Annotated in this window: 18 protein-coding genes; 7 read left to right on the forward strand and 11 right to left on the reverse strand. The window is 72.6% G+C overall.

All coding sequences use genetic code 11. The features are described from left to right. The first annotated feature begins 65 nt into the window (after nt 1-65). Complete coding sequence (locus OHT01_RS09890) at nt 66-515, forward strand: SRPBCC family protein (RefSeq protein WP_328552761.1); 450 nt, start codon at nt 66-68, stop codon at nt 513-515. 685 nt (nt 516-1,200) lie between these two features. Here OHT01_RS09890 and OHT01_RS09895 read toward each other — a convergent pair. The 6 genes from OHT01_RS09895 to OHT01_RS09920 form a co-directional block, all read right to left on the reverse strand. Then, nucleotides 1,201-2,376, reverse strand: coding sequence for a glycoside hydrolase family 6 protein (locus OHT01_RS09895; RefSeq protein ID WP_328552762.1), 1,176 nt, complete (start codon nt 2,374-2,376; stop codon nt 1,201-1,203). A gap of 185 nt (nt 2,377-2,561) precedes the next feature. Next, nucleotides 2,562-3,716: an XdhC/CoxI family protein gene (locus OHT01_RS09900; RefSeq protein ID WP_328552763.1), complete on the reverse strand. Its 1,155-nt coding sequence runs from the start codon at nt 3,714-3,716 to the stop codon at nt 2,562-2,564. Between the two features lie 68 nt (nt 3,717-3,784). Next, nucleotides 3,785-5,242 (reverse strand): NCS2 family permease, encoded by a 1,458-nt coding sequence (locus OHT01_RS09905; protein ID WP_328552764.1) that lies wholly within the window; start codon nt 5,240-5,242, stop codon nt 3,785-3,787. 283 nt (nt 5,243-5,525) lie between these two features. Next, the gene (locus OHT01_RS09910; RefSeq protein ID WP_328552765.1) at nt 5,526-7,913 is read right to left on the reverse strand and encodes a xanthine dehydrogenase family protein molybdopterin-binding subunit; all 2,388 of its coding nucleotides are present in this window, start codon (nt 7,911-7,913) and stop codon (nt 5,526-5,528) included. Between the two features lie 2 nt (nt 7,914-7,915). Further along, nucleotides 7,916-8,518 carry a (2Fe-2S)-binding protein gene (locus OHT01_RS09915; protein WP_328552766.1) on the reverse strand — a complete coding sequence of 201 codons (603 nt, stop codon included), beginning with the start codon at nt 8,516-8,518 and terminating at the stop codon, nt 7,916-7,918. Further along, entirely contained in the window at nt 8,518-9,408 is an 891-nt protein-coding gene (locus tag OHT01_RS09920; RefSeq protein WP_328552767.1) for an FAD binding domain-containing protein, read from the reverse strand. The genes OHT01_RS09915 and OHT01_RS09920 overlap by 1 nt, the downstream gene beginning before the upstream one ends. A 386-nt stretch (nt 9,409-9,794) precedes the next feature. Here OHT01_RS09920 and OHT01_RS09925 point away from each other — a divergent pair, with 386 nt between their 5' ends. Together OHT01_RS09925 and OHT01_RS09930 are read left to right on the forward strand one after the other, a co-directional pair. Continuing rightward, nucleotides 9,795-11,468: a PucR family transcriptional regulator gene (locus OHT01_RS09925; protein WP_328552768.1), complete on the forward strand. Its 1,674-nt coding sequence runs from the start codon at nt 9,795-9,797 to the stop codon at nt 11,466-11,468. A 135-nt stretch (nt 11,469-11,603) separates the two neighbouring features. Then, complete coding sequence (locus OHT01_RS09930; protein WP_328552769.1) at nt 11,604-12,377, forward strand: hypothetical protein; 774 nt, start codon at nt 11,604-11,606, stop codon at nt 12,375-12,377. A 320-nt stretch (nt 12,378-12,697) separates the two neighbouring features. Here OHT01_RS09930 and OHT01_RS09935 read toward each other — a convergent pair whose 3' ends face one another. Further along, nucleotides 12,698-13,546 carry a GntR family transcriptional regulator gene (locus OHT01_RS09935; protein WP_405918414.1) on the reverse strand — a complete coding sequence of 283 codons (849 nt, stop codon included), beginning with the start codon at nt 13,544-13,546 and terminating at the stop codon, nt 12,698-12,700. 495 nt (nt 13,547-14,041) lie between these two features. On the opposite strand from OHT01_RS09935, the gene OHT01_RS09940 reads away from it, so the two are divergent. Further along, on the forward strand, nt 14,042-14,926 hold the full coding sequence (locus OHT01_RS09940) for a (2Fe-2S)-binding protein (protein WP_328552770.1): 885 nt from the start codon (nt 14,042-14,044) through the stop codon (nt 14,924-14,926). 379 nt (nt 14,927-15,305) lie between these two features. Continuing rightward, nucleotides 15,306-16,346 carry a DUF2637 domain-containing protein gene (locus tag OHT01_RS09945; RefSeq protein ID WP_328552771.1) on the forward strand — a complete coding sequence of 347 codons (1,041 nt, stop codon included), beginning with the start codon at nt 15,306-15,308 and terminating at the stop codon, nt 16,344-16,346. A gap of 90 nt (nt 16,347-16,436) precedes the next feature. Here the strand turns inward: OHT01_RS09945 and OHT01_RS09950 are convergent, their stop codons facing one another. Next, nucleotides 16,437-16,835: an ATP-binding protein gene (locus tag OHT01_RS09950; RefSeq protein WP_328558073.1), complete on the reverse strand. Its 399-nt coding sequence runs from the start codon at nt 16,833-16,835 to the stop codon at nt 16,437-16,439. Between the two features lie 271 nt (nt 16,836-17,106). Here OHT01_RS09950 and OHT01_RS09955 point away from each other — a divergent pair, with 271 nt between their 5' ends. Then, nucleotides 17,107-20,118 carry an alpha-mannosidase gene (locus tag OHT01_RS09955; RefSeq protein ID WP_328552772.1) on the forward strand — a complete coding sequence of 1,004 codons (3,012 nt, stop codon included), beginning with the start codon at nt 17,107-17,109 and terminating at the stop codon, nt 20,116-20,118. A gap of 63 nt (nt 20,119-20,181) precedes the next feature. Here the strand turns inward: OHT01_RS09955 and OHT01_RS09960 are convergent, their stop codons facing one another. Next, nucleotides 20,182-20,676 (reverse strand): hypothetical protein, encoded by a 495-nt coding sequence (locus tag OHT01_RS09960; protein ID WP_328552773.1) that lies wholly within the window; start codon nt 20,674-20,676, stop codon nt 20,182-20,184. 271 nt (nt 20,677-20,947) lie between these two features. Here OHT01_RS09960 and OHT01_RS09965 point away from each other — a divergent pair, with 271 nt between their 5' ends. Further along, a complete protein-coding gene (locus OHT01_RS09965; RefSeq protein WP_443043376.1) occupies nt 20,948-22,519 on the forward strand; it encodes a helix-turn-helix domain-containing protein in 1,572 nt (523 codons plus the stop codon). A gap of 61 nt (nt 22,520-22,580) precedes the next feature. On the opposite strand, the gene OHT01_RS09970 is transcribed toward OHT01_RS09965, so the two are convergent. Continuing rightward, entirely contained in the window at nt 22,581-24,323 is a 1,743-nt protein-coding gene (locus OHT01_RS09970) for a pyruvate dehydrogenase (RefSeq protein ID WP_328552775.1), read from the reverse strand. Between the two features lie 99 nt (nt 24,324-24,422). Continuing rightward, complete coding sequence (locus tag OHT01_RS09975) at nt 24,423-25,862, reverse strand: protein phosphatase 2C domain-containing protein (protein WP_443043377.1); 1,440 nt, start codon at nt 25,860-25,862, stop codon at nt 24,423-24,425. Nucleotides 25,863-26,648: the final 786 nt, after the last annotated feature.

Raw genomic sequence — 26,648 nt, forward strand, 5'->3', positions numbered from 1 at the left:
GGCGGCGCGGCGCGGCGGAGGGTTCGCCCTCCGCCCCTGAGCCGTCGAGCGCCTACGATCATGCCGTGGTCCTGTTCGTCCTGGAACGCGCGTCCCGGCACTCCGTCGCCGAGAGCTGGCGGCGCCTGACCGACTGGCCCCGGCACGCGGACGTCGTCCCGCTGACCCGGGTCACCGTGCGCACCCCGCCGCCGACGCGGGAGGGCACGGTCTTCGTGGCACGCTCGGGGCTCGGGCCGCTCGCCTTCGACGACCCGATGGAGGTCGTCTCCTGGCGGCCGCCTCACGACGGGGGCACCGGAACGTGCCGCCTGCTCAAGCGCGGCACGTTCGTCACGGGCTGGGCCGAGTTCGAGGTGCACCCGGTGTACGGCGACGGGTCCACCGGTTCACGGGTGGTCTGGCGGGAGAACCTGAGCGTGCACCGCCTGCCCGGCTTCACCGACCGGCCGCTGGGGTGGTCGGCACGATGGATGTTCGGGCGGGCGATGGACGGCCTGCTGACACACGAATGACAACGTCCGGGCAGCATGCGAACACCCGAACCGGGCGGAGGAGCTCCGCCTGCACGGGAGCACCCTGGCGGGCCGGGAGCACCCGGCACGGGCGGGGCACCCGCGCAGGCGGGAGCACCCGGTTCGGGCGGGAGCACCCGGTTCGGGCGGAGCACCCGGTTCGGGCGGAGCACCCGGCTCGGGCGGGAGCACCCGGCACCGGCGGGAGTGCCTGGCACGGGCGGCAACACCCCACACAGGCGGAGCCCCTGCACCGGCGGGAGCACCCGGCACGGGCGGAGCCCCCGCACGGGCGGCAGCACCCGGCACCGGCGGGAGTGCCTGGCACGGGCGGCAACACCCCACACAGGCGGAGCCCCTGCACCGGCGGGAGCACCCGGCACGGGCGGAGCCCCCGCACGGGCGGCAGCACCCGGCACAGGCGGCGCCCCTGCACCAGCGGGAGCACCCGGATCGGGCGGAGCCCCCGGCTCGGACGGGAGCACCCGGCACGTGCGGGAGCGCCCCCGCACGGCCCGAGCACCACGCAGGGCCGGGGCATCCGGCACGGGCGCGGCACCCGGCACGGAAGACGCACCCGGCACGGCGGGGCGCCGTCGGGGAGGGGAACACCCGGGTCCGGTGTTCCCCTCCCCGGCAGTGAAGGACCTGTGCCTCCTGGACGCGGTCTCCGTCGACCGCTCCGTCAGTCTCCCGGGATGACGGGCGGGCTGGCGAGCCGGGACAGTTCCAGGGCCTGGTCGGGGAACCAGTCCCCCGCCTTCGGGTCGACCGTCCCGCGCTCCGGGTCCTCGGGCCCCGCCGTTCCGCGCAGACAGAGCCCGTCCGACTCACCCGGCGTCTTGATCCACAGCCGGGCGTCCTGGAGCGGATCGCCGGTACGCAGGGTGGGCCGGGCGCCGAGCCCCCGGTCCGGCGGGTTGCACCAGTCCTGCGCGTCCGTGTACTTGCCGGCGGGCGGGGTCCAGGTGCCCACGCCGTTGCGGCTGGAGTCCGTGACGAAGTGCTTCATCCGGGACGGCGACGCATGGACGTGCGCGTCGAGCCAGGCCTGCGCGTCGGCCCGCGACCACCACTGGTTCGGGCACTCGGCGACGTCACCACCGCTGTCCGCATAGGCGAGACAGGACGAGATCAGCTTGCCGTACCAGGAGTTGGCATCGTCGGTCTGGTAGTTGGAGGCGTTGGTGTAGAAGCCGGAGGCGCGCGCCACCCCGCCCTTGATCAGGCGCGGCACGATGGAGTTGACGCTCTGCCAGCCCGGATGCCCGGTGTCGAGATAGACCCGTGTCCCGGGCAGCGGCTCCAGGGCGTCGACCGCGTAGTTGACCTCGGTGTACCGAGCGGCGGTCTTCGTGCCCTGCGCGTCGTCCTGGCCGCAGTCGGCGGGCAGCAGGGCGAGGGCGTCGGGTTCGAGGGTGACGATCACGTCGCCGTGCCCGATCCCCCGGGCCACCGCGTCGATCCACGCCTGGTAGTCCGCGGTGTCGGCGGCGCCGCCCGCCGAGTAGTTGGAACAGTCCCGGCCGGGGATGTCGTACAGCACCAGCGCGGGAACGGCGTGCTCACGGCCCGCGTCGCGCACCACCGCGCGGACCTGCCGCTCGACCTCGGCCGGTGTCTCGTCGCCGAACCACACGGCCTGCGGGGTGTTCACCATCGCCAGAATCCCGGCCGCGTCACGGAACCGGCCGGCTCGGGCGAGCCCGAGTACCTGCTGGTACGCAGCCGGGTTCGGGTCCGGGACGTACAGCGCGGGTCCGTGGTCCGCGGACTGTGCCGCCTGCGCCGGGGGTACGGCGAAGAGGGCGGCCAGCCCGACGGACAGAGCGGCGAGCCAGGTGGGGGTGCGTCGTCTCATACGGTTTCACTCCGGGGTCGCAACGGTCACCAGGGACTTGCGGGAGCGCTCCCACAGGAGGGTCGCCGAGAGGCATGCCTGCGTCAATACAGCGCACAGAAGACAGGCGCAGAAACACAGGACGGGCACAGAAAAGGTGGGCGCAGAAAGGGTGGGCCGGTGGTCCCACCATCGTGCGACCGCCCTCAGGCCACCGATCCGATCCGCCGCGCCGGAACCGGGGACGCGTCGTGATGGATCGGCGTGTGCGCGCCGGTGAGGGAGACCCCGCTGCCCCCACGCCGGTCGGCCACGATCTCCGAGGCGATCGACAGCGCCGTCTCCTCGGGAGTGCGCGCTCCGAGGTCCAGGCCGATCGGTGACCTGAGGCGGGCCAGTTCCATCTCGGTCACGCCGACCTCGCGCAGCCGCTCGTTGCGGTCCAGGTGGGTGCGGCGTGAGCCCATGGCGCCGACGTAGGCGACCGGGAGCCGCAGCGCGAGCCGGAGCAGCGGGACGTCGAACTTGGCGTCGTGGGTGAGGACGCACAGGACGGTGCGGGAGTCGACCTCCGTGGCCTCCAGATAGCGGTGGGGCCATTCGACGACGACCTCGTCCGCGTCGGGGAAGCGTGCCGCCGTCGCGAAGACCGGGCGGGCGTCGCACAGCGTCACCCGGTAGCCGAGGAACTTGCCCATGCGGACCAGCGCCGAGGCGAAGTCGATGGCGCCGAAGACGATCATGCGCGGGGGCGGGACCGACGACTCCACCAGGACCGTGATCGGTGCTCCGCAACGAGAGCCCTGCTCTCCGATCTCCAGGGTGCCGGTGCGGCCTGCGTCCAGTTGGGCCGCCGCCTCGCCCACCACCGTACGGTCGAGCTCGGGATGGGCGCCGAAACCGCCCTCGTACGAGCCGTCGGAGCGCACGACGAGGGCCCGGCCCATCAGTTCGGCGGGCCCGCCGACGACGCGGGCGAGCGCCGCCGCCTCCCCGCCCGCCGCGGCGGCCAGTGCCGTCGCGAGCACCGTCCGGCGGGCGGTGTCCCGCGAGCGGACCGGGGTGACCAGGATGTCGATGACGCCACCGCAGGTCAGGCCGACCGCGAAGGCGTCGTCGTCGCTGTAGCCGAAGCGTTCGAGCACGGTCTCGCCGTCCTCCAGCGCCTGCCGGCACAGTTCGTAGACGGCCCCTTCCACGCAACCGCCGGAGACCGAGCCGATCGCCGTGCCGTCGGAGTCGACGGCGAGCGCGGCGCCGGGCCGGCGGGGCGCGCTGCCGCCGACCGCGACCACGGTGGCGACGGCGAAGTCGCGGCCCTGCCCGACCCACCGGTGGAGCTCTTCGGCGATGTCCAGCATCTCTCGGTCTCCTTGGCTGTGTGTCTGCCTGTCCGCTTGTCTGCGGTCGCGTGGAAGGGACGGGGGCGTCAGTGGACGCCCAGCCAGCTCTCGATCGGGTTGAGCGCGAAGTAGACGAAGAAGACCGCCGTCAGACCCCACATGAAGGCCCCGATCTCCCGGGCCTTGCCCTGGGCGATCCTGATGGCCGCGTAACTGATCACGCCGGCCGCCACGCCCGCGGTGATCGAGTAGGCGAACGGCATGATCACGACGGTCAGGAAGACCGGGATGGCGGTGGCCCGGTCGGCCCAGTCGACATGGCGCGCGTTCATCATCATCATGGCGCCGATGACCACCAGGGCCGCCGCCGCGATCTCGCCCGGGACGATCGCCGTGAGCGGGGTGAAGAACAGGCAGGCCGCGAAGAAGAGGCCGGTGACCACGGAGGAGAGGCCGGTACGGGCCCCCTCGCCGACGCCGGTCGCGGACTCGACGAACACCGTCTGACCGGAGGCGCCGGCCACCCCGCCGACCGCTCCGCCCGCGCCGTCGATGAACAGCGCCTTCGACAGGCCCGGCATCCGGCCCTGGGCGTCGGCCAGTCCGGCCTCGGTGCCGACGCCGATGATCGTGGCCATCGCGTCGAAGAAACCGGCGAGCACGAGCGTGAAGACGATCATGCCGACCGTCATCGCACCGACCTGGCCCCAGCCGCCGAACTCGACCTTGCCGAAGAGCGAGAAGTCCGGCATCGAGACGGCGCCGCCGTGCAGTTCGGGGGCGCCTCCCGCCCACTCCTCCGGGTCGATGACCCCGGCGGCATTGAGGACCACGGAGACGACCGTGCCGGAGACGATGCCGATGAGGATTGCGCCGGGAATGCCGCGCGCCTGGAGCATGAAGATCAGCAGCAGGGTGGCGGCGAAGAGCAGCACCGGCCAGCCGGCGAGTTCTCCGGTGGCGCCGAGAGCGAGCGGGGTGGCCTTGCCCTGGTGCACGAAGCCGGCCTTGACCAGGCCGATCAGCGCGATGAACAGGCCGATTCCCATGGTGATGGCGTGCTTGAGGGCCAGCGGGATGGCGTTCATGATCATCTCGCGCAGCCCGGTGACGACCAGGAGCATGATGACCGCTCCGTACATCACGCACATGCCCATCGCCTGCGGCCAGGTCATCTGCGGGACGACCTGCGAGGAGAGCACGCCGGACACCGAGAGTCCGGCGGCGAGGGCGAGCGGCACCTTGCCGACGAAGCCCATGAGCAGGGTGGTGAAGGCCGCCGCGAACGCGGTCGCGGTGATCAGGGCCTTCTGGCCGAGCACGTCCCCCGCCACGTCCTTGCCGGACAGGATGAGGGGGTTGAGCAGCAGGATGTACGCCATCGCCATGAAGGTGGTGACGCCGCCGCGCACCTCACGCGCGATCGAGCTTCCCCGCTGGGTTATGTGGAAGTACCGGTCGAGCCAGGACCGTCCCGCCGGAACGCGGCTGCCCGCGCCCGCGTCCTGCGCGGTGGTCTTCGGCTCCAGTGACTGCTGGGTCATGTGGGCCTGCTCCCAAGGTTCAAAGGGGCACCCGGACAGCCGTCCTGACGGCTGGTCAACCGCGAGCGCGGTTGCGGGATTTGGGATGGTGCTTCGGCCGCACGACCCGGGGGACGGCCCGAGGCGAACGTGAAGAACGCGTTGAACTCTTCTGTGTTGCTTGGTTGTTGCTCACTGCTTCCTGCCGGGTCCCGGTTCCGCGAGCGGTGCGGTGACCGGGTGCTCCGGGCGGCGCGGCGAAGTGTGACGTTCCCGGCGCCGCCCGGAGTGGACTGCCCGGTGCCTACGCGGTTCCCGTGAGGTGTTCGGGGCGTACCGGCGTCCGGTCGAGCTCCAGACCCGTCGCGTTCCGGATCGCCGCGAGGACGGCCGGGGTGGACGACAGGGTCGGGGCCTCGCCGATGCCACGGAGCCCGTACGGGGCGTGGTCGTCGGCGAGTTCGAGCACATCGACGGGGATGGTCGGTGTGTCGAGGATGGTGGGGATCAGATAGTCCGTGAAGGACGGGTTGCGGACCTTCGCGGTCTTCGGGTCGACGATGATCTCCTCCATGACCGCGATGCCCAGGCCCTGGGTGGTGCCACCCTGGATCTGGCCGATGACGGACAGCGGGTTGAGCGCCTTGCCGACGTCCTGGGCGCAGGCCAGTTCGATGACCTTGACCATGCCGAGTTCGGTGTCCACCTCGACGACGGCGCGGTGCGCGGCGAAGGAGTACTGGACATGGCCGTCGCCCTGCCCGGTGCGCAGGTCGAAGGGTTCGGTCGGGCGGTGCCGCCACTCGGCCTCGACCTCGACGGCTTCTCCTTCGAGCACGTCGGCGAGGTCGGCGAGGACCTCGCCGCCGTCGGTGACGACCTCGCCTCCCTCCAGGAGGAGTTCGGCGGTCGCCCACGCGGGGTGGTACGTGCCGAACTTGCGGCGGCCGAGTTCCAGGACCTTCTCGCGGACCAGCTCGCAGGAGTTCTTGACGGCGCCACCGGTGACGTACGTCTGACGCGAGGCGGACGTCGAACCGGCGCTGCCCACCTGGGTGTCGGCCGGCTGGATGGTCACCTGTGCGACGCCGAGTTCGGTGCGGGCGATCTGCGCGTGGACGGTGACGCCGCCCTGGCCGACCTCCGCCATCGCGGTGTGCACGGTGGCGACCGGCACACCGCCGACGACCTCCATGCGGACCCGGGCGGTCGAGTAGTCGTCGAAGCCCTCGGAGAAGCCGACGTTCTTGATGCCGACGGCGTACCCGATGCCGCGGACGACGCCTTCGCCGTGCGTGGTGTTGGACAGACCGCCGGGCAACTGCCGTACGTCGGCCTCCTCGCCCGCGGAGAGCCACTGCTGCTCGGGCGGCAGAGGCATCGCCTTGACGCGGCGCAGGAGTTCGGCGACCGGGGCCGGTGAGTCGACGCGCTGCCCGGTCGGCAGGAGCGAGCCCTGCTCCATCGCGTTGAGCTGACGGAACGCGACCCGGTCCATGCCCACCTGGTCGGCGAGCTTGTCCATCTGGGCCTCGTACGCGAAGCACGCCTGGACCGCGCCGAAGCCGCGCATGGCTCCGCAGGGCGGGTTGTTGGTGTAGAGCGCGATGGCCTCGATGTCGACGTCGTCGACCACGTACGGGCCGACGCCGAGCGAGGAGGCGTTGCCGACGACCGCCGGGGAGGCCGACGCGTAGGCGCCGCCGTCGAGCACGATCCGTGCCTTGACGTGCGTGAGCTTGCCGTCCTTGGTCGCCCCGTGCTCGTAGTACAGCTTCGCGGGGTGGCGGTGGACGTGTCCGAAGAAGGACTCGAAGCGGTTGTAGACGATCTTGACGGGCTTGCCGGTGCGCAGCGCGAGCAGGCAGGCGTGGATCTGCATCGACAGGTCCTCGCGGCCGCCGAACGCGCCGCCGACGCCGGACAGCGTCATCCGGACCTTGTCCTCGGGCAGGCCGAGCACGGGGGCGATCTGGCGCAGGTCGGAGTGCAGCCACTGGGTGGCGATGTACAGCTCGACGCCACCGTCCTCCGAGGGCACGGCGAGTCCGGACTCGGGGCCGAGGAACGCCTGGTCCTGCATGCCGAAGGTGTACTCGCCCTTGACGACGAAGTCGGCCCTGCCGGCGGCCTGTTCGGCGTCGCCGCGGACGATCGGCTGGCGGTGCACGATGTTCGGGTGCGGGACGTGGCCGATGTGATGGTCGTCGCGGCCCTCGTGGACGAGGATCGCGTCGGGCGCGGTCGCGGAGGCCTCGTCCGTGATGACCGGCAGCTCCCGGTACTCCACCTTGATCTTGGCGGCGGCGCGGCGCGCGGTCTCCGGGTGGTCCGCGGCGACGATGGCGACCGGCTCACCGTGGTGGCGCACCTTGCCGTGCGCGAGTACCGGGGTGTCCTGGATCTCCAGGCCGTAGTTGCGCACCTCGGTGGGCAGGTCGTCGTACGTCATGACGGCGTACACGCCGGGCTGCGCGAGGGCCTCGGAGGTGTCGATGGACACGATCTCGGCGTGCGCGACCGTGGAGCGCAGGATCTGGCCCCACAGCATGTCCTCGTGCCACATGTCGGAGGAGTACGCGAACTCGCCGGTGACCTTGAGGGTGCCGTCCGGGCGGAGCGTGGACTCGCCGATCCCGCCCTTGGTCCTGGAGCCCTGCGTGATGTTCGTGGGTGTTCCGGTCGTCCCCATGGTCAGACCGCCTCGGACTGCCGGGCGGCCGCGAGGCGGACCGCGTCCATGATCTTCTCGTAGCCGGTGCAGCGGCACAGGTTGCCCGAGAGCGCCTCGCGGATGTCCGCGTCGGTCGGGTTCGGGGTGCGCTCCAGCATCTCGTCCGCCGCGATCAGCAGGCCCGGGGTGCAGAAGCCGCACTGGACGGCTCCGGCGTCGATGAACGCCTGCTGGACGGGGGCGAGTCGGGTGCCCTCGCCGGTCTGCGAGTCGTGCCCCTTGGCCGCCCAGCCCTTGGCCTCGTCGAGCGAGATCCCTCTTCCGTCGGGGGTGTTGGACGCCCCGGTGGCGCAACCCCCGTGCTCCGCGCGCTGTTCGGCGAAGTCGGCGAGCCCCTCGACGGTGACGACCTCGCGGCCCTCGACCTGACCCGCGGCGACCAGGCACGAACACACCGGAACGCCGTCCAGGCGGACGGTGCAGGAGCCGCATTCGCCCTGCTCGCAGGCGTTCTTGGACCCGGGCAGGCCGAGTCGCTCGCGCAGCACGTACAGGAGGCTCTCGCCCTCCCAGACGTCGTCGGCCTCCTGACGGCGGCCGTTGACCGTGAAATTGACGCGCATTACGCGACTCCCTCCGTACGGGCGGCGCTGCCGCGATAGGACTCCCAGGTCCACATCAGCGTGCGGCGGGCCATGACGCCGACCGCGTGGCGGCGGTAGCTCGCCGTGCCGCGGACGTCGTCGATCGGGTTGCAGGCGGCGGAGCACAGTGCGGCGAACTGCTTGGCGACCGACGGGGTGATGATCTTGCCGTTGTCCCAGAAGCCGCCCTCGTCGAGCGCCGCGTTCAGGAACTCCTCGGCGGTCTTCGCGCGGACCGGGGTCGGCGCGGCCGAGCCGATGCCGGTGCGGACCGTACGGGTCTCGGGGTGCAGGGCCAGGCCGAAGGCGCACACCGCGATCACCATGGCGTTGCGGGTGCCGACCTTCGAGTACTGCTGCGGTCCGTCGGCCTTCTTGATGTGGACGGCGCGGATCAGCTCGTCGGGCGCCAGCGCGTTGCGCTTCACGCCGGTGTAGAACGCGTCGATCGGGATCAGCCGAGAGCCGCGCACCGACTCGGCCTCGACCTCGGCGCCCGCCGCGAGGAGGGCGGGGTGGGCGTCGCCGGCCGGGGAGGCGGTACCGAGGTTGCCGCCGACGCCGCCGCGGTTGCGGATCTGCGGGGAGGCCACGGTGTGGGAGGCGAGGGCCAGCCCGGGGAGCTCCCCGCGCAGGTTCTCCATGATCCCGGTGTACGGGACGGAGGCGCCCAGGCGCACGCTTCCCTCGCCGACCTCCCACTCGCTCAGTTCTCCGATGCGGTTCAGGTCGAGGAGGTACTCGGGCCGGCGGTGATCGAAGTTGATCTCGACCATCACGTCGGTGCCACCCGCAATCGGCACAGCGGTGGGGTGCTCGGCCTTGGCGGCGAGCGCCTCCTCCCAACTGGCGGGGCGAAGGAAGTCCATGAGTGGCTCTCTTCATTCGTGTCGTGGGTCGTTCTGATCAAGCCAGATCGTGTGCGGGCGGCCCGGCTCGTTCATGAGGTGTTCACGTGGAGTGAAGTCAGTACACAGCCGCGTCCCGCACCGGGGTCAGTCACCGAAACCATGAAGGAGTTGGCTGGCCAGCGCGTGCATCTTGTAGATTCGTATGAACCGAGGTCATCAGCAACCTCTTCGTTTTTCTGTGGAAACAGAGAGCACAGCTCTTGAATGCCCAGGACACAGGCCCAAGGGGCCGGGACCACCGATTCTCGGAACCCACGGACCGGCTCCTCGGAGCGCGGGGACCACCGGCGGGCCTCACCCACGATCCATCGTAGATTTCGAGACAAAGAACGGCGGCGACGAGAATGCGGCTGCGCGCACTGCTGGACACCGACGCGCTGGGCCTGCGGCTGCTCGGCGGCGAGGACGAGCTCGACCGCGGCGTACGCGGTGTGATGACCACCGACCTCAAGGACCCCAGCCGCTATCTCTCGGGCGGCGAGCTGGTCCTCACCGGTCTGGCCTGGCGGCACGACGCCGACGACTCCGAGCCCTTCGTCCGCATCCTCGCGGGCGCCGGGGTCGCGGCCCTGGCCGCGGGTGAGGCGGAGCTCGGGGACATCCCCGACGATCTGGTCCTGGCCTGCGCCCGGCACCGGCTGCCGCTGTTCGCCGTGAACGAGTCGGTCGCCTTCGCCACGATCACCGAGCACGTCGTACGTCAGGTGTCGGGCGAGCGCGCCGGGGATCTGGCCGCCGTGGTCGACCGGCACCGCCGGATGATGACCTCGGGCCCGGCCGGCGGCGGCCCCGACGTGGTCCTCGACCTGCTCGGCACCGACCTCGACCTGCGCGCCTGGGTCCTCTCGCCCGCCGGCCGGCCCATCGCGGGCTCGAAGGTCGGGGGCGCCGCGCTGCCCGCGGACACCTGCGCCAAGCTGGCCGCCGAGCATCTGTCGGCGGTCCGCACCGGGCGCCGGGCACCGCACCGGGTGACGGTGGGCCCCGCGATGTACTCACTCTTCCCGATCCGCTCGTCGGGACGCGCCGCGGGCGCCTCCCGCGACGTACGCGAGACGGTGCTCTCCGACTGGCTGCTCGCCGTCGAGGCGGACGCAGGGGACTGGCCCGAGGAGCGGCTCGACCTGCTCCAGGGCGTCACCCAGCTGATCGCGGTGGAGCGGGACCGGCGGGACGCGTCGCGCACCGTCCGGCGGCGGCTCGCGCAGGAAGTCCTCGAACTGGTCCAGACGGGTGCGGCGCCCGCCGAGATCGCGGCACGGCTGCGGGTCGCGGCACCGGTGCTGCTGCCGGGCCTGGGGGCGGCCCCGCACTGGCAGGTCGTGGTGGCGCGGGTCGAGTGGGACGGCGGCGCCATCGAGGGCGGCCCGGTCGCCCAGGCGCTGCTGGAGGAGATCCTCGTGGACCCGCTGTCGCCGGGCCCGGAGCACTCCGACCGGATCGCCGTCGCCCACACGGGCGACGAGGCGGTCGCTCTGGTCCCTCTTCCGACGGGCCCGTCGGAAGAGGACGGCACCGAGCCCGGTCTGCACGCCGACACGCTGCTGGCCGCCGTACGGGACCCGCTGTCGGCCGGCCTGAACGACGACGGGCGGCTCACGCTCGGCGTCAGCGCGACCGTCCACTCGGCGGAGGGTCTGCGCGGCGCGCTGGAGGAGGCCCGGCACGCCCGCCGGGTCGCCGCGGCACGCCCCGGGCGGGTCTGCGCGGCCGGACACCAGGAGCTGGCCTCGCACGTCCTGCTGCTGCCCTTCGTCCCGGACGACGTGCGCCGCGCGTTCACCGCCCGGCTGCTGGACCCGCTGCGCGAGTACGACAGCCGGCACCGCGCGGAGCTGATTCCGACCCTGGAGGCGTTCCTGGACTGCGACGGCTCCTGGACGCGCTGCGCCGCCCGGCTGCACCTCCATGTCAACACGCTGCGCTACCGCGTCGGCCGTATCGAGCAGTTGACGAGTCGTGATCTGTCGCGCCTGGAGGACAAGTTGGACTTCTTCCTGGCACTGCGGATGAGCTGACCCAGATGCCCCCGGGTGGGCGACCCGCACCCAATGACTTTGTGAAATCCTTCACCTACCCCCTTGGCCGCGCCCGGTGATCCGTGCTGAGATGCCACCACTCAACAGCTCAATGGTGTGCTCGGGGAGGGCAACGTGGCGCATACCGCCATGTCTGGTACCGGAACCACTGCAGGGGACGATCCACTCCAGACCGCGGTATGGCGGCTGCGTTCGCGCGCCTGCTGGGCCGACGCGGCGGCGCTGATACAGCCGCACACGGCGGGGGCCGCCCTGCAGAGAGCGTCGCTCCTGGTCGAGCGCTGTCTCTACACCGAGCAGGGCTGGGCCGAGGCGGAGGACGCGCTGCGCACCGCCGAGGCACTGGCACAGAGCGACGACGAGCGCGGCGCGGCGGCCTGTGAGCGGGGTCAACTCGCCTATGCCGCCACGCTGCTGAGCGTGCGCGACCGGGCCGACGAGGCACGTGCGGCGCTCGGCCGGGCCGCAGCGCTGCTCGCGCCGGGGGCGCCCGGCAGGGCCCTGCTGGACTTCCGGCGCGGGCTGCTGGCCGAGAATCTGGCGCACGCGCCGCAGGCGGCCCGCGCCGCGTACCGGCGGGCGCACGCGGGAGCGACCGCCCAGAACGACGCGCTGCTCATGTCCTTCACCTGGCGGCACCTCGCCGGACTCTCGCTGCGCGAGGGGGAGTTGGCGGAGGCCCGGCACGGCTTCGCCGAATCGCTGCGGATCCGGGAGGAGCTGGGGTATCTCGTCGGTACGGCCCCGGCGCTGGCGTCACTGGCCGACGCCGAGACCGAGCCGGAGGCGTCGCGGCTCCGGGCGGAGGCGGGGCGCCTGTTCCGGCTGCTCGGGGGTGTACCCATCTGGCTGGCGGCCCAGTTGAACCCGCCCGCGGCGACGGCCTGACCACACCGGGCGGGCGGACACTCCGCCCGCCACGGCCACCGCTCACCCACCCGGCCCGCGGACGGACCCCCGACACCCCGGGCGGCCCTGCCGGCACACGCCTCGCGCGGGCACGGGCGGCACGCCACGCGGGCGGCGGGCACGGGCCAGGGGCCGGACCGCCGCAGAAGCGACCGGCGGCGCGCCTCACCTGCGGGACGGGCCGGACGTCTCCCGGATCGGACCGGCGGGCGGGGTGGACGGCCCCTGGACGGCGCGGGCCCCGGACGGGGCGTGGGCACGCCCGGCGGACGGGATCGTGCGTCAGGACTGTGGGCGTCTCAGGGGGCGCCGGTGAAGTGCTCGCGCACCAGGGCCTGGACGACCGTCAGATCCTCGGCGATCAACGCGTCCAGCAGCGCGGTGTGTTCGGCCGCGTCGGCCACCAGGTCGGCGCGGCCCCGGGAGACGGGACCGCCGACGAGCGGCCACTGGGCACGCCGGTGCAGATCGTCGGCGATCCGCACCAACTGCGCGTTGCCCGCGAGGGCGAGAACCGCGCGGTGGAAGGACCGGTCGCACTCCGCGTAGGTCGCGCGGCAGCCCGAGGACGCGGCCCGCACGGTGGCCTCGGCGAGCGGACGCAGCTCGGCCCAGCGCGCGGCGGGCACGGTGCGTGCGAGGCGGAGCATCACCGGAACCTCGATCAGGCCCCGGATCTCGGCGAGTTCGGCCAGTTCCCGGGTGCCGCGCTCGACGACGCGAAAGCCCCGGTTGGGAACGACCTCGACGGCTCCTTCGAGGGCGAGTTGCTGCATCGCCTCCCGGACGGGCGTCGCGGACACCCCGAAGCGTTCACCGAGCGCGGGCGCCGAGTACACCTCGCCGGGGGCGAGTTCACCCGCGACGAGCGCGGTGCGCAGCGCGTCGAGGATCTGTCCGCGCACGGAGGCGCGCTGCACGACGGGCCGCGCGGTCTCGGCGCGTACGACGGGGCGGGCGTCGTCGCCGCGTACGGGACGGACGTTCTCCGCGTGCGCGGCGAGGCCGATGCCGTCGACGCGTACGGGGCGCGCGCTCTCGGAACGTCCTCCGGGGCGCGTCTCGTCGGTGTGTGCGGGGCGGTTGTTCCCGGGGCGTACGGCGGGGTCGGGGCTCCCGGGGCGTACGGGCGTGCGGGCGTCGTCCACACGGGCCGCGGGGCGGGTGCCCTCGGCGCGCGGGCGCGGGATCGGCACCTCGCTGTGGGTGTGCTCCCCGCGAGCCGCCGCGGGGGCCTCGGCCGACCCGCCGCCGGGTCCGGCGCTCGACCCGCCGCCGCGTCCAGCACCCGCCCCTGCGTCGATCCCGGTGCCGGGGTCGATGCCGGGGTCGGTGCCGGGTCCGTCGCCCGTGGCGCCCGCGGGGACTCCCCTGGGCCGGCGCACGTCGGCGGCACCCGCCTGCTCCGGGACCCGGAAGGCGCTCGCGAGGGTGTCCGGGGCCCACGACCCTGCGGAGCCGTGCGCGCTGCGCGGACCGGACTGCTCCACGGGTCCTCCTCCGGGTCGGTCGCACATGGGGGCATGGCGTCTGTTGTTACTCGTCCGTCAAGCACGATAGGCGCACATGGCCTCAGTTCAAACACCCACCAGGCGAGGTAAGGTAAGGCTTACCTGCTAACGATCGTGAAGCGATGGTTCCGCATGTCCGCTCCCGCCCTGCCCGTCGACGCCTCCCCGAACGTCCCGGCCGGCCCCGGCCTGCCGGGCGCCACCGCGTCGCCCGTGACGGAGGCGTACGCACGGCTGAGCGCGGTCTTCCCAGGGCTGGCCGTCACCGAGCTGACGGCCGGGGAAGCGGCCCCGCGGGGCGCGGGCTGGGCGGCCGCCGCCCGGCTCGCGGAGGGCGGGCCCGGCCTCGACGAGTTTCTCGCCTGGGACGAGGCCCAGGTGCTCCGCGACCACGGCCGGCGGGCACGGCCCGACGTCGTCGCGAGTTTCGGCCTGCACCGGTACGCCTGGCCCGCCTGCCTGCTGATCACCGTGCCGTGGTTCCTGCTGCGCCGGGTCCCCCGCCTGCCTGTGGAGGACGTCACATTCCAGCGCGAGACCGGCCGGATGGCCGTCCGCGTCGACGCGTTCGCCTGCCTGCCCGACGACCCGGCCGCCGGCCTGCCGGGTGCCAGGGTCGTCCCGGACGAGGAGGCGCTGCGGGCGGAGGTACGGGCCGCGGTCGCCGAGCACCTCGAACCGGTCCTCGGCGGATTCGGACCGCGGACGCGGCGCCGCGGACGTGCGCTGTGGGGCATGGCGACCGACGAGATCGTCGAGGGCCTCTGGTATGTCGCCCGGCTGTTCGGCGAGGAGCGGCGCGCGCTGCGCGAACTGGAGCTGCTGCTGCCCGGCTCGACCCGGCCGTACGCCGGTTCGGCGGCCTTCCGCGAACTGACCGGCCCGGACGGGGAGTCCCTGCCCACCCGCGACCGGGTGAGCTGCTGCCTCTTCTACACACTGCGCCCCGCCGACACCTGCGACACCTGCCCGCGCACCTGCGACACGGACCGCGTCGCCAGGTCGACGGCCGCCTAGCCAGCCCGACGCCCGCGTAGCCGGGCCGAGGACTGTCGGCGCACGGCCGGGTCGGGGGCCGCCGTCGCGGGCCGAGGCGTCCGGCGCGCTCGGGTCGGCGGGCGCACCGGAGCCGACCGGGACACCCTCGATCCGATCCCGGATCACAGATGCTTCACAAATTCCTCACTTGTCCCGGGAACTCTCCGCGGAACCATCCGTGTGGGTAGTCTTATTCGTACTCAACTCCCGTCCCTCGCGCGGCAGTTCGAGCAGGAAGTCGCCCTGCGTACCTTCTTGCACTTCCTTGGCGGCCTCTTGCCCCGAAACCCCCTGAGGGCCGACGTGATTGGGCCACTATGGCGGGCGTTACGCCCTATCCCAATGCAAGGGACCCCAGATGAGACTGACCGACATATCGCTGAACTGGCTGCTTCCAGGCGCCGTTCTGCTCCTGGGCCTGCTGGCGGCGGTGGCGGTGCTCGCGCGCGGCAAGCGGTCCGGGGACGGCGCGAGCAGCGACGACTCCTGGGAGCGCACCGAGGAGCGCCGCAGGCGTAAGGAGGCCGTCTACGGCTCGGCCTCCTATGTGCTGTTGTTCTGCTGTGCCGCGGTCGCGGCGGCACTCTCCTTCCACGGCCTGGTCGGCTTCGGCCAGCAGAACCTGGGCCTCTCCGACGGCTGGGAGTACCTCGTCCCGTTCGGCCTGGACGGCGCGGCGATGTTCTGCTCCGTCCTCGCGGTGCGCGAGGCCAGCCACGGGGACGCGGCGCTCGGCTCCCGCATACTCGTGTGGACCTTCGCCGGTGCCGCGGCCTGGTTCAACTGGGTGCACGCGCCCCGGGGCATGGCCCACGCCGGCGCTCCGCAGTTCTTCGCGGGCATGTCCCTGTCGGCCGCGGTGCTGTTCGACCGGGCTCTGAAGCAGACCCGTCGTGCCGCCCTGCGCGAGCAGGGTCTGGTGCCGCGTCCGCTGCCGCAGATCCGCATAGTCCGCTGGCTGCGCGCGCCCCGTGAGACGTACAGCGCCTGGTCGCTGATGCTGCTGGAGAACGTCCGCTCGCTGGACGAGGCCGTGGACGAGGTGCGCGAGGACCGGCGCCAGAAGGAGCAGAACCGACTGCGCCGCCGGAACGAGGAGCGGGTCGAGCGGGCGCACCTCAAGGCGCTCAGCCGTGGTCACCGCGGCTTCGCCGGACGCGGTGGCGCCCGGGAACTGGAGACCGCGACCGTGGAGCGCGCGCCCGCCGGTGCCTCCGCGGAGCCTGCCATATCCACCGCGGAGCAGCTGCCCGCACGTTCGCGGCCCTCCCTCACTCCCGTTCGCAAGAGCACTGAGCCGATCACCGTCGATCTCACCACCGAGGACGACACGATGGCCCTGCCGCGGCTCGACTCCCTGGAGCGCAAGCTCAAGGATCTGGAGCAGCAGTTCGGCTGAGGCGCGGACGCCCGGTCCCGGGCGACAGCCCGGACGGCCCGGCCGGAATCTCCGGCCGGGCCCGGACACGACAATGGCGGCGCGGTGTTCCTACACCGTGCCGCCGTTCAGTTCGAACCACACCGCCTTGCCCACCCCGTGGGCCCGTACGCCCCACGCGTCCGCCAGGGACTGGACGAGGACGAGACCTCTGCCGTGCGTACCGTCGTCGGCGTTCGGTACGCACAGTCTGGGCCTGCGAGCCACGAAGTCCCGGACCTCCACGCGCAGTCCGCGCGGTCCGACGGTCGCCGTCAGGACGGCGTCGTCGTCGGTGTGGATCAGTGCGTTGGTGACGAGCTCGCTGGTCAGGAGCTCGGCTATCTCGGATCCGCCCGGCTTCCCCCAGTGCCGTAACAGCTCCCTCAGCGCCTTGCGCGCCTCGGGGACCGCCCGCAGATCGGCTTTGCCCAGCCGGCGCCGCAGCTGCGCGCCGTCCGGTCGGTCCATCGCCCCGTCGGACGCTTCCTCCACTGGATCGGTGGAGAAGGCCCCCCTGGTCATGGGACCACCTCCCTGTGCCTGCCGCTTCATGACCCCCGCCTGCGTGCCGATGTCGGTTCCCCTCTGCTCGAACACGTTCACGGGAATCCATGCCCCCTTCGGGAACGTGACAGTCATGTCGAATCGTCGGCCACCTGCCGTACGGTCACGGGTGCGCGGCGCGCGCACGGGGAAGTGAAGGGTTCGACAGAGCCGCCCGAGCAGCCGAGGAGCCGCCGTGCACGACGACCGTTCGCTGGTGGAGGCGCGCCTGGAACGCGCGCTGCGGCAGTGGCTGCGCCCCGCGCAGTACGCGGACCGGGTTCCGCTCGCGCTCTCCGTATGGCACGTTCCGGGCGAACCGGTGCCCGTGGACCAGGCACTCCAGGCCTCCTACGAGCCGTTCACCGTCGGTACGGTCTGGGGAAAGCCCTGGTCGACGAGCTGGTTCCGGATCGATGGCCGGGTGCCCGAGGAGTGGGCGGGCCGCCCGGTGGAGGTGGTGATCGACCCCGGGTTCACGGGGGACGGACCCGGATTCCAGGCGGAGGGCCTGCTGTACGACGCCGCCGGAATCCCTCTCAAGGGCATCCATCCGCGCAACCGCCACCTGACGGTCGGGGCACCGGCGAGGGGAGGCGAGGAGGTACGGCTGCTCCTGGAGGCGGCGGCCAACCCCGCCGTCCTGCACGGTTTCGAGCCCACGCGGCTGGGAGACGTCCTGACCGCCGGCGATGGGCCGATCTACCGATTCGCGGCTGCCGATCTCGCCGTACTCGATCAGGACGTCTGGCATCTGGTCCTCGATACCGAGGTCCTCTCGGAGCTGATGTACGAACTGGATCCGGAGCGGCCGCGGCGGCACGAGATCCTGCGGGCGCTGGAGAACATGCTCGACGCCCTCGATCTGCACGATGTCTCCGGTACGGCGGTGGCTGCCCGGTCCGAGCTGGCGGAGGCCCTGGCGCGGCCCGCGTCGGCGAGCGCGCACCGGGTCTCGGCGGCCGGGCACGCGCACATCGACTCGGCGTGGCTGTGGCCGCTGCGCGAGACGGTCCGCAAGGCCTCCCGGACGTTCGCCAACGTCACGGCCCTCGCGGCGGACTACCCGGAACTGGTCTTCGCCTGCTCACAGGCACAGCAGTACGCCTGGGTAAGGGAGCACCAGCCGCACATCTGGGAGCGCATCAAGAGGGCTGTGGAACAAGGCAACTGGGCCCCCGTGGGGTCGATGTGGGTGGAGTCCGACGCCAACATGCCGGGTGGAGAGGCGCTGGCCCGGCAGATCGTGCACGGCAAGCGGTTCTTCCGGGAGGAACTGGGCGTCGAGACCGAGGAGATCTGGCTGCCGGACTCCTTCGGCTACACCGCCGCCTTCCCGCAACTGGCGAAGCTCGCCGGCGTCCGCTGGTTCCTCACCCAGAAGCTGAGCTGGAACCAGACCAACAAGATGCCCCACCACACGTTCTGGTGGGAAGGCATCGACGGCACCCGGGTCTTCACGCACTTCCCGCCCGTGGACACGTACAACTCCCAGTTCCACGGGCGCGAACTCGCCCACGCGGAGCGCAACTTCGCGGAGAAGGGGCGGGCAACCCGCTCGCTGGTCCCGTTCGGGTGGGGTGACGGCGGGGGCGGCCCGACCCGTGAAATGCTGGAGAAGGCACGGCGGTTGAGGTCCTTGGAGGGCTCACCGCAGGTCCGGATCGAGAAGCCGTCGGCCTTCTTCGCCGCCGCCGAGGAGGAGTACGGGGCCCACGCGCCGGTGTGGTCGGGCGAGCTGTACCTGGAGCTGCACCGGGCGACCTACACCACGCAGGCCAAGACCAAACAGGGCAACCGGCGTTCGGAACACGCGCTGCGCGAGGCCGAGTTGTGGTGCACCACGGCCGCCGTACGCGATCCGTCGTACACCTACCCGTACGACGAGCTGGACCGGCTCTGGAAGACGGTGCTGCTGCACCAGTTCCACGACATCCTGCCCGGCTCGTCGATCGCCTGGGTGCACCGGGAGGCACGCGAGACGTACGCGCGGGTGCTCGCGGAACTGGAGGCGATCACCGCGGACGCGGTACGGGCCCTGGGGCCCGGCTCGCCCGCCGTCCTGAACTCCTCGCCGTACGAGCGGACCGAAGTGGTCGGGGACGCACGGGTGACGGTGCCGGGGCTCGGCGCGGCCGCGGCGGGAACCGGACCCGGCTCCAGCGTGCGGGCCGAACAGACCGACGGAGCGGTCGTGCTGGAGAACGACCGGCTCCGGGTGCGGATCGACGGCGACGGACTGCTCACCTCCGTACGGGATCTCACGCACGGCCGGGAGGTGCTCTGCGGTCCCGGCAATCTGCTCCAGCTCCACCCCGACCATCCCAACGCCTGGGACGCCTGGGACATCGACCGGCACTACCGGCGCACGCACACGGACCTGACGGCCGCCGAGTCGGTGGAACTCGTGGAGAGCGGGCCGCTGCGGGCGACCGTGCGCGTCATCCGGGCGTTCGGCTCGTCCCGGATCACCCAGGAGATCCGGCTGTCGGCCGCGAGCCGCCGGCTGGACATCGTGACCGACATCGACTGGCAGGAGTCGGAGAAGGTCCTGAAAGCCGCCTTCCCGCTCGACGTCCAGGCCGAACGGTCCGCAGCCGAGATCCAGTTCGGGCACGTCCACCGCCCGACCCACGCCAACACCGGCTGGGACGCGGCCCGTTTCGAGATCTGCGCCCACCGCTGGCTGCGGGTCGCGGAGGCCTCTTACGGCGTCGCGCTGCTCAACGACTCGACGTACGGCCATGACGTGACCCGTACCCCGCACGCCGAGGGCCTCGGCACCACCGTACGGCTGACCCTGCTGCGCGCCCCGCACAGCCCGGACCCGGAGACCGATCTCGGCACGCACCGGTTCACGTACGCGCTGCTGCCGGGGGCGGACGTCGGGGACGCCGTGGCGGAGGGACTCGCGCTCAATCTGCCGCTGCGGCAGGCCGCGGTAGCGGAGTTCGAACCGCTGGTGAGCGTCGACGACCCGGCGGTCACCGTCGAGTCGGTCAAGCTCGCGGAGGACCGCGGCGGCGATGTGGTGGTGCGGTTGTATGAGTCCCGGGGCGGGCGGGCCCGCGCGAAGGTGACCCCCGGTTTCCCGGTCTCCCGGGCGGAGGTCACCGACCTGCTCGAACGGCCGCTGCACGCGGCCCCGTCGGAGATCGAGCTGCGGCCGTTCCAGATTCTCACCCTGCGGTTGCGGCCCGCGCGCTAGCACGCGCCGGTCCGATGGGCCGGGCCCGCGGTGTGCGGGCCCGGCCCCGGAGGACGGGCGGAGTCAGTTGCCGTCGATCCGGATGATCTTGTGGTTGCTGTCCAGGCCGACGACGAGCCCGGTGGTCTGTCCGCCGCCCCAGGTGAGGGTGACCCCGATCTTCCTGTGATCCGCGGCGCCGTTGTCCTTGACCGTCCACTTGGCCGGGACGTTCTGGGCGCGCAGGACGCCGTCCGCGTGGTTGCGGTTCTCCCAGGCGGTCAGCTTCCGCAGCGCGCCCGCCTGGATGTAGTACTTCCGGAGTTCGGTGGCGAGCCTGCCGCCGTGGTCGGGGTCGCTCTGGGCGTCGATGTAGGCGCCGTAGAAGTCGGCGATCCGGGTCACGTTGTCCGAGCTCCGGCCGCTCACCGTCCGCTGCGCGGCTGCCGCCGTGACCGTTCCTCCCGTGGTCGCCTGTGCCGAGGCGCTGAGCCCGAGCGGCAGGGCCACGGCGGCGACGAGGCCGGCGATGAGCGCGGTGCGGCGGCCGTGCTTGCGGGCGGTCGTGTTGCTGTTCATGAGTGTGCTTCCCCGATTTCGGTGAGTGCGGAAAGGTGTCGCCCTGTGCGGGACGGGCCCTGCGCCTCCGTGGTGCGAAGGCCGTGACCTCCGTGGCGGGAAGACGGTGACCTCCGTGGTGCGAAGGCGGTGACCTCCGTGGCGGGAAGGCCGTTCCGGCGACACCAGGAGCATCGGCCGCCCCACGGTCCGGGCACAACGGACGGCGGCCCATCCGCAACGGTGGAACCGTCCCAGGCCTTCTGACCTCTCCTTACGGGGAGTGCCTGGGATGCCGTCCTGGGACGCGAGGCGGGGGGAACCGGTGTCATCCCAGGACGACGTCGAGGAATTCGCGGCGCTGCTGCGGCGGCTGAAGGCGCGCACGGACCGCAGTTACGCGGCACTCGCGCGACGGCTGAACATGAACGCCTCGACGCTGCACCGGTATTGCGCCGGGGAGGCGGTGCCGCTCGGCTTCGCACCCGTGGAGCGGTTCGCCGCGATGTGCGGGGCGAGTCCGGCCGAACGGGTCGAACTCCACCGCCGCTGGATCCTGGCCGTGGCGGCACGCCGGCGCTCCCGGCCATCTCCCGGAGGCGAGTCCGCGTCGCCACCTCCGCCGGGTGCGCCGCCGGAACCGGTGTCGTCCAGCACCTCGCCGGTGACCACCGAACCCGCCCGAACGACCACCGAGGCCCCGGGGTCGACCTCCCCCGCACCCTCGGGCACGGCTGCCCCCGCAGTATCCGAGACGGCTGCCCCCGCCGCAGCGGGCACAAGTGCTCCCGTCGTGCCGGTGACGGCCGCCGGCTCGGAGCCCACGGCGGCCTCCGGTCCCTCGTCCGGTCCCCGGGAACCCGGCGCGGAGAAGGGGCTCCCCGGCTCGCGGCCGGAGCCGGAGCCGGATCCGGCCGGGGTGCGGCCCCTCGCTCCGCGAAAGCCCTGGCACAGGCGCCGTTTCGCGGTCACGGCGGCCGTCGTGACCGCGCTGCTGGCGACGCTGGGCAGCCTGTCCACGCTGTCGTCCGGACACAATGGGACCGCCGGGACCGCCGGCGACGACGACCGAACGGCCGGTGTCCCGAACGGGAGGACGGCGGGCGAGCGGCACGGCCCCTTGGCGTCCTCCGCACCCCCTTCCACCGCGCCCGGCCGGGCGCCCGGCTCTCCCTCCCCCGAGGCGCCCGCCTCGAACGCCGGCTCACCGAGGCCGTCCACCAGCCCCTCCCGCACGGCCGCCTCCGCCGCCCGTCCTCTCACCTGGACCGCGAACTCCCAACTGTGGAGGCTCGGTTGCAGCCACGACTACGTCATCCGCAAGCAACCCGGGCAGGTACCGCCGCCCCCGGCCCCACAGGACGCCGCGCCCTGGGCGCGGACCCAGGGGGCCGTGCACGGCGGTGAGACCCTGGTGGAGATCTCCGTGCAGGGGCGGACGGACACGGCGGTCGTCCTGGAGGCGCTGCGGGTCCGCGTCGTCGGGCGGTCCACGCCGGTGAAGGGCACCGTGTACGCCATGGACCAGGGCTGCGGCGGCGAGATCAGCCCCCGCTCTTTCGCCGTCGACCTGGACAAGGACCGGCCGATCGCCCGATCGGTCCCGGGCAGCGAGATGGGGACGAACACCCCGGCGATGCGCATGCCCTACCGGGTGTCCGCGAAGGACCCCGAGGTACTGTTGGTCGACGCCCGGACCGTCGGCTGCGACTGCCGCTGGAATCTGGAGCTCGACTGGTCCTCGCAGGGCCGCACCGGCACGGAGGTCATCGACGATCACGGTGTCCCGTTCCGCACCAGCGGCATCAAGGGCCTGCCGCACTACTGGTACGCGGACCGCGGCTGGACCCCTCTCCCCGGCTGAGCCGAAGGCGCCGCCCCGGTCGCCCGGTCGTGCCGACACCTCGGCCGCGTGCCGAAACGCCCTACGGGCGGGGCACGTTGCGCAGGTTGGAACGGGCCATCTGCACCATGCGTCCGACTCCGCCGTCCAGCACGATCTTCGAGGCCGAGAGCGCGAAGCCCGCCACCATGTCGGCGCTGATCTTCGGCGGGATGGACAGCGCGTTCGGGTCGGTGACGATGTCGACGAGGGCCGGGCCCTTGTGGGCGAAGGCGTCCTTGAGGGCGCCGGCGAGCTGCTTGGGCTTCTCGACCCGGACGCCGTACGCCCCGCACGCGCGGGCCACCGCCGCGAAGTCCGGGTTCTTGTTGGTGGTGCCGTAGGAGGGCAGCCCGGCGACCAGCATCTCCAACTCGACCATCCCCAGGGACGAGTTGTTGAAGAGGACGACCTTCACCGGCAGGTCGTACTGCACGAGGGTGAGGAAGTCGCCCATCAGCATGGAGAATCCGCCGTCGCCGGACATCGACACGACCTGCCGCCGCCGGTCGGTGAACTGGGCGCCGATCGCCATGGGCAGCGCGTTCGCCATCGACCCGTGCGAGAACGAACCGATCACGCGGCGGCTGCCGTTGGGCGAGATGTAGCGGGCCGCCCAGACATTGCACATGCCGGTGTCGACGGTGAACACCGCGTCCTCGTCGGCGAGTTCGTCGAGCACGGAGGCGACGTACTCGGGATGGATCGGGACGTGCCTGTCGACCTTGCGGGTGTACGCCTTGACGACCCCTTCGAGGGCGTCCGCGTGTTTCTTCAGCATTTTGTCGAGAAAGCGCCTATTGCCCTTGGGCCGCACCCGCGGGACGAGACAGCGCAGGGTCTCCCGCACATCGCCCCACACGGCCAGGTCCAGCTTCGAGCGGCGTCCCAAGCGCTCCGGCCGCACGTCGACTTGGACGATCTTGACGTCGTCGGGGAGGAAGGCGTTGTACGGGAAGTCGGTGCCCAGCAGGATGAGGAGATCGCACTCGTGCGTCGCTTCGTAGGCCGCGCCGTAGCCGAGGAGCCCGCTCATTCCGACATCGAATGGATTGTCGTACTGAATCCATTCCTTGCCGCGCAGCGCGTGCCCGACCGGTGACTTGATCTTCTCGGCGAACTGCATGACCTCGGCGTGGGCGCCCGCCGTGCCACTGCCGCAGAACAGCGTGACCTTCTCGGCCTCGTCGATCATCGCGACGAGCTTGTCGATCTCGGTGTCGCCCGGCCGGACGCTGGGCCGGGAGGTGACGAGGGCGGTCTCGATCGTCCTGTCCGGGGCGGGCGCGGAGGCGATGTCGCCGGGCAGCGAGACCACGCTGACTCCGGACCGGCCCACGGCGTGCTGGATGGCGGTCTGGAGCAGCCGCGGCATCTGCTTGGGGCTGGAGATGAGTTCGCTGTAGTGACTGCACTCGCGGAAGAGCTGGTCGGGGTGGGTCTCCTGGAAGTAGCCGAGACCGATCTCGCTGGAGGGAATCTGCGAGGCGAGGGCCAGCACCGGGGCCATGGAGCGGTGGGCGTCGTACAGGCCGTTGATGAGGTGGAGGTTGCCCGGTCCGCAGGAGCCGGCGCAGGCCGCGAGCCTGCCCGTGATCTGGGCCTCGGCCCCCGCGGCGAAGGCGGCGGTCTCCTCGTGGCGGACCTGGACCCAGTCGATGGCCGCGTTGCGCCGGATCGCGTCCACGACCGGGTTGAGGCTGTCGCCCACGACCCCGTACAGCCGCTTGACGCCCGCCCGGACGACGATGTCGACGAACTGCTCGGCGACGTTCTGCTTGGCCATGCTGCACGCACCTCTTCGCGATCCTCGAAACCCTCGGGTGTCCCGGGTCCCCTCGGTCGCCCGGCCGTCCTCGGTTCCATGAGTTCACACCGTGCGCGGTTACGCCTCCCAAACGGCGGCCGCCGTCCGGTCGTCGGCGTACCCCTTGACCCGCACCGAGCTGTCGGCGAGGAACGTCGCGAGGCCGGGCGGCTCCCCCTGCGACCACCGTGCCGTCAGGTACTCGGCCAGCTCCGGTTCGCCGCGCAGCGGCTCCGCCAGGCCGCTCGTGCACAGCAGGAGCGTGTCACCCGGGCGGGCTACGGAGGCCCGGAACCGGAAGGGGGCGTGCGGCGGCCGAGGCGCGGGTTCGTACGGGCTCGGGGGCGTCGTGATGCCCAGGTCCATGGTGAGCCGGTCGCCCTCGGGGGTCTCGTGCGGCAGCGATCCGTAGCCGACGACGGCTTCGCCGGCGGTGTCGGCGACCCGCGGTTCGATGTCCTGCCACTCGCCGTCCCGCAGCCGGAACAGGCCACCCGCGCCGACCCCGAAGAAGACCCGGGTACGGCAGTCCGGATCGGCGGGCAGCAGCAGACAGCGCAGGCCGGCGGCGTATTCCTCGGGTTCGACGCCCTGCTCTGTCGCGCTCGCCCGCAGTCTGCCGAGGCTGCGGTCGGTGAGCCGGTGCAGCCCCGATTTCAGGTCCCCGCGCCGGGCGGCCCTGATGTCGTCGGCCAGCCGCTCGTGACTGCGGCCGACGGCCTGCCCGATCCACCGGCACGCCTCCGCCGCGGCCCGGTGCGCGCCCGGTGTGGCGCGGGCGCCGGTCGCCATGGCGACCAGGACGAGCGCCCGCTCGCCCGCCCCGAACCGGGCCGTGAGCAGCGCGTCCCGGCGCGGTTCGCCCCGGTAGCGCGCGGAGTCCCCGCGCACGGACATGGCCCGTAAGGTGCTCGCTCCGTACCGTGCGCCGTCCAGGACGGTGTCGGCGACCAGGTCTTCGAGTTCGTCCGGCTCGGCGGGCGGCAGGGCGGTCGGTTCGGGGGCGTAGGTGGGCGGGCCCGAGCCGACGTGGCCGACGGGGGGCGGTGGCTGGACGACGGACAGGACGGTCTCCCGGGGCCTGTCCGCGGGCAGGTACTCGGGGGCCGGTTCGGGCGGAGGTGTCCGGAAACCGCCGGTGGTGCTGGGCAGCACGTTCGGCGCGGGGCCCGGGGGCGCCGCGCGCGGGGGCACGGCGGGAGCCGAGACGGGTTTCGGCGGCACGCCCGACGGCGGCCTCGCCGGGGGGACCTGACCAGCGGGCTCAGGAGCCGTCGGCACCTGAGCTGCCGCTTGAGGAACGGCGGGCACCTGACCTGCGGGTTCGGGCGGGACGGACATCCGACCCGCGGACTCGGGAGCCGTGTGCACCGGCGCCACAGGGCCGTAGACCGCGGGATCGTGCACGTCGGAATCGCGCACCGCGGAGTTGTCCGGCGCGGAATTGTCCGGCGCCGGATCGCGCACCGGGGGGTTGTTCACCGTCGGGTCGTTCGCCGCGGGCGACTCCGCGGACATGTCGCTCCGGGCGGCCCGGGGCGCGTCCGGGCCGGGCTCCCGCGTGGTGAACCCCGGCGGCTTCGGGCCGGGCGGGAGGGGAGCGGCCGGTTCCGGGGCCCGGCCGGGCGGCGGGGGCTCCCAGTGCGGGGGTTCCCACGGCGCGGGCTCCCACGGGGTGGGCTCCCAGGAGGAAGGCTCGGGGGGCTCGGAGGGGGGTCCGCCGCGGCCGGGCGGGGCCGGGTCGGAATCAGGCGACGGCACCGGACCCCGCTCCCAGCGCCCGGGCCGCGACGCCGTCTCGTCGTACGGGGTCGCTCCGGGCCGGGCCGCGGAAGCCGGCCGATCACCGGCCTGTCCCGGTACGGCGGGAGGCTGCCTCGGGAAAGGAGGCCGTCCCCCCGCCCCGGGGACCGGGGAGTCCGGCACGGCGGGGGGCCGCTCCGGGTACGGCGGACGGCCGGGCCCGGGTTCCCCGGACCGGCGGACGGACCCACGCCGTACGGCGGAGGCCGGGTCCGACGCGGACCTGGGATCCGGACTCGGCTCCGGACCACCCGGATCGAGCCCGCCCCCGACCGTCCCCGACGCCGACGCGAACCGGTCGTCGAGGGAATCGGCCACGGCCGCGGGCCCCGTGTCCTCGGTGGAGTCGCCGTACAACTGCCCCCACCAGTCGTCCTCGTGACCGGTGGGCTTCTCCCCCTGCTGGCTCATGCCGCCAATTGTCCACCGAGACAGCCGGTTGAAAACGGGGCATCCGGAAAACCGGCCAAGGTGCAGGGCGTCGAACGGCGCGTCGAGTGA

The sequence above is a fragment of the Streptomyces sp. NBC_00358 genome (assembly GCF_036099295.1).
GTDB lineage: Bacteria > Actinomycetota > Actinomycetes > Streptomycetales > Streptomycetaceae > Streptomyces.

Coding starts and splice junctions, on each gene's coding strand:
- OHT01_RS09940 (WP_328552770.1), top strand. CDS start 14,042: ATGTCCGCTCCCGCCCTGCCCGTCGACGCCTCCCCGAACGTCCCGGCC.
- OHT01_RS09965 (WP_443043376.1), top strand. CDS start 20,948: ATGCCGTCCTGGGACGCGAGGCGGGGGGAACCGGTGTCATCCCAGGAC.
- OHT01_RS09900 (WP_328552763.1), bottom strand. CDS start 3,716: ATGCTGGACATCGCCGAAGAGCTCCACCGGTGGGTCGGGCAGGGCCGC.
- OHT01_RS09950 (WP_328558073.1), bottom strand. CDS start 16,835: ATGGACCGACCGGACGGCGCGCAGCTGCGGCGCCGGCTGGGCAAAGCC.
- OHT01_RS09895 (WP_328552762.1), bottom strand. CDS start 2,376: ATGAGACGACGCACCCCCACCTGGCTCGCCGCTCTGTCCGTCGGGCTG.
- OHT01_RS09915 (WP_328552766.1), bottom strand. CDS start 8,518: ATGCGCGTCAATTTCACGGTCAACGGCCGCCGTCAGGAGGCCGACGAC.
- OHT01_RS09960 (WP_328552773.1), bottom strand. CDS start 20,676: ATGAACAGCAACACGACCGCCCGCAAGCACGGCCGCCGCACCGCGCTC.
- OHT01_RS09975 (WP_443043377.1), bottom strand. CDS start 25,862: ATGTCCGCGGAGTCGCCCGCGGCGAACGACCCGACGGTGAACAACCCC.
- OHT01_RS09920 (WP_328552767.1), bottom strand. CDS start 9,408: ATGGACTTCCTTCGCCCCGCCAGTTGGGAGGAGGCGCTCGCCGCCAAG.
- OHT01_RS09910 (WP_328552765.1), bottom strand. CDS start 7,913: ATGGGGACGACCGGAACACCCACGAACATCACGCAGGGCTCCAGGACC.
- OHT01_RS09925 (WP_328552768.1), top strand. CDS start 9,795: ATGCGGCTGCGCGCACTGCTGGACACCGACGCGCTGGGCCTGCGGCTG.
- OHT01_RS09945 (WP_328552771.1), top strand. CDS start 15,306: ATGAGACTGACCGACATATCGCTGAACTGGCTGCTTCCAGGCGCCGTT.
- OHT01_RS09970 (WP_328552775.1), bottom strand. CDS start 24,323: ATGGCCAAGCAGAACGTCGCCGAGCAGTTCGTCGACATCGTCGTCCGG.
- OHT01_RS09905 (WP_328552764.1), bottom strand. CDS start 5,242: ATGACCCAGCAGTCACTGGAGCCGAAGACCACCGCGCAGGACGCGGGC.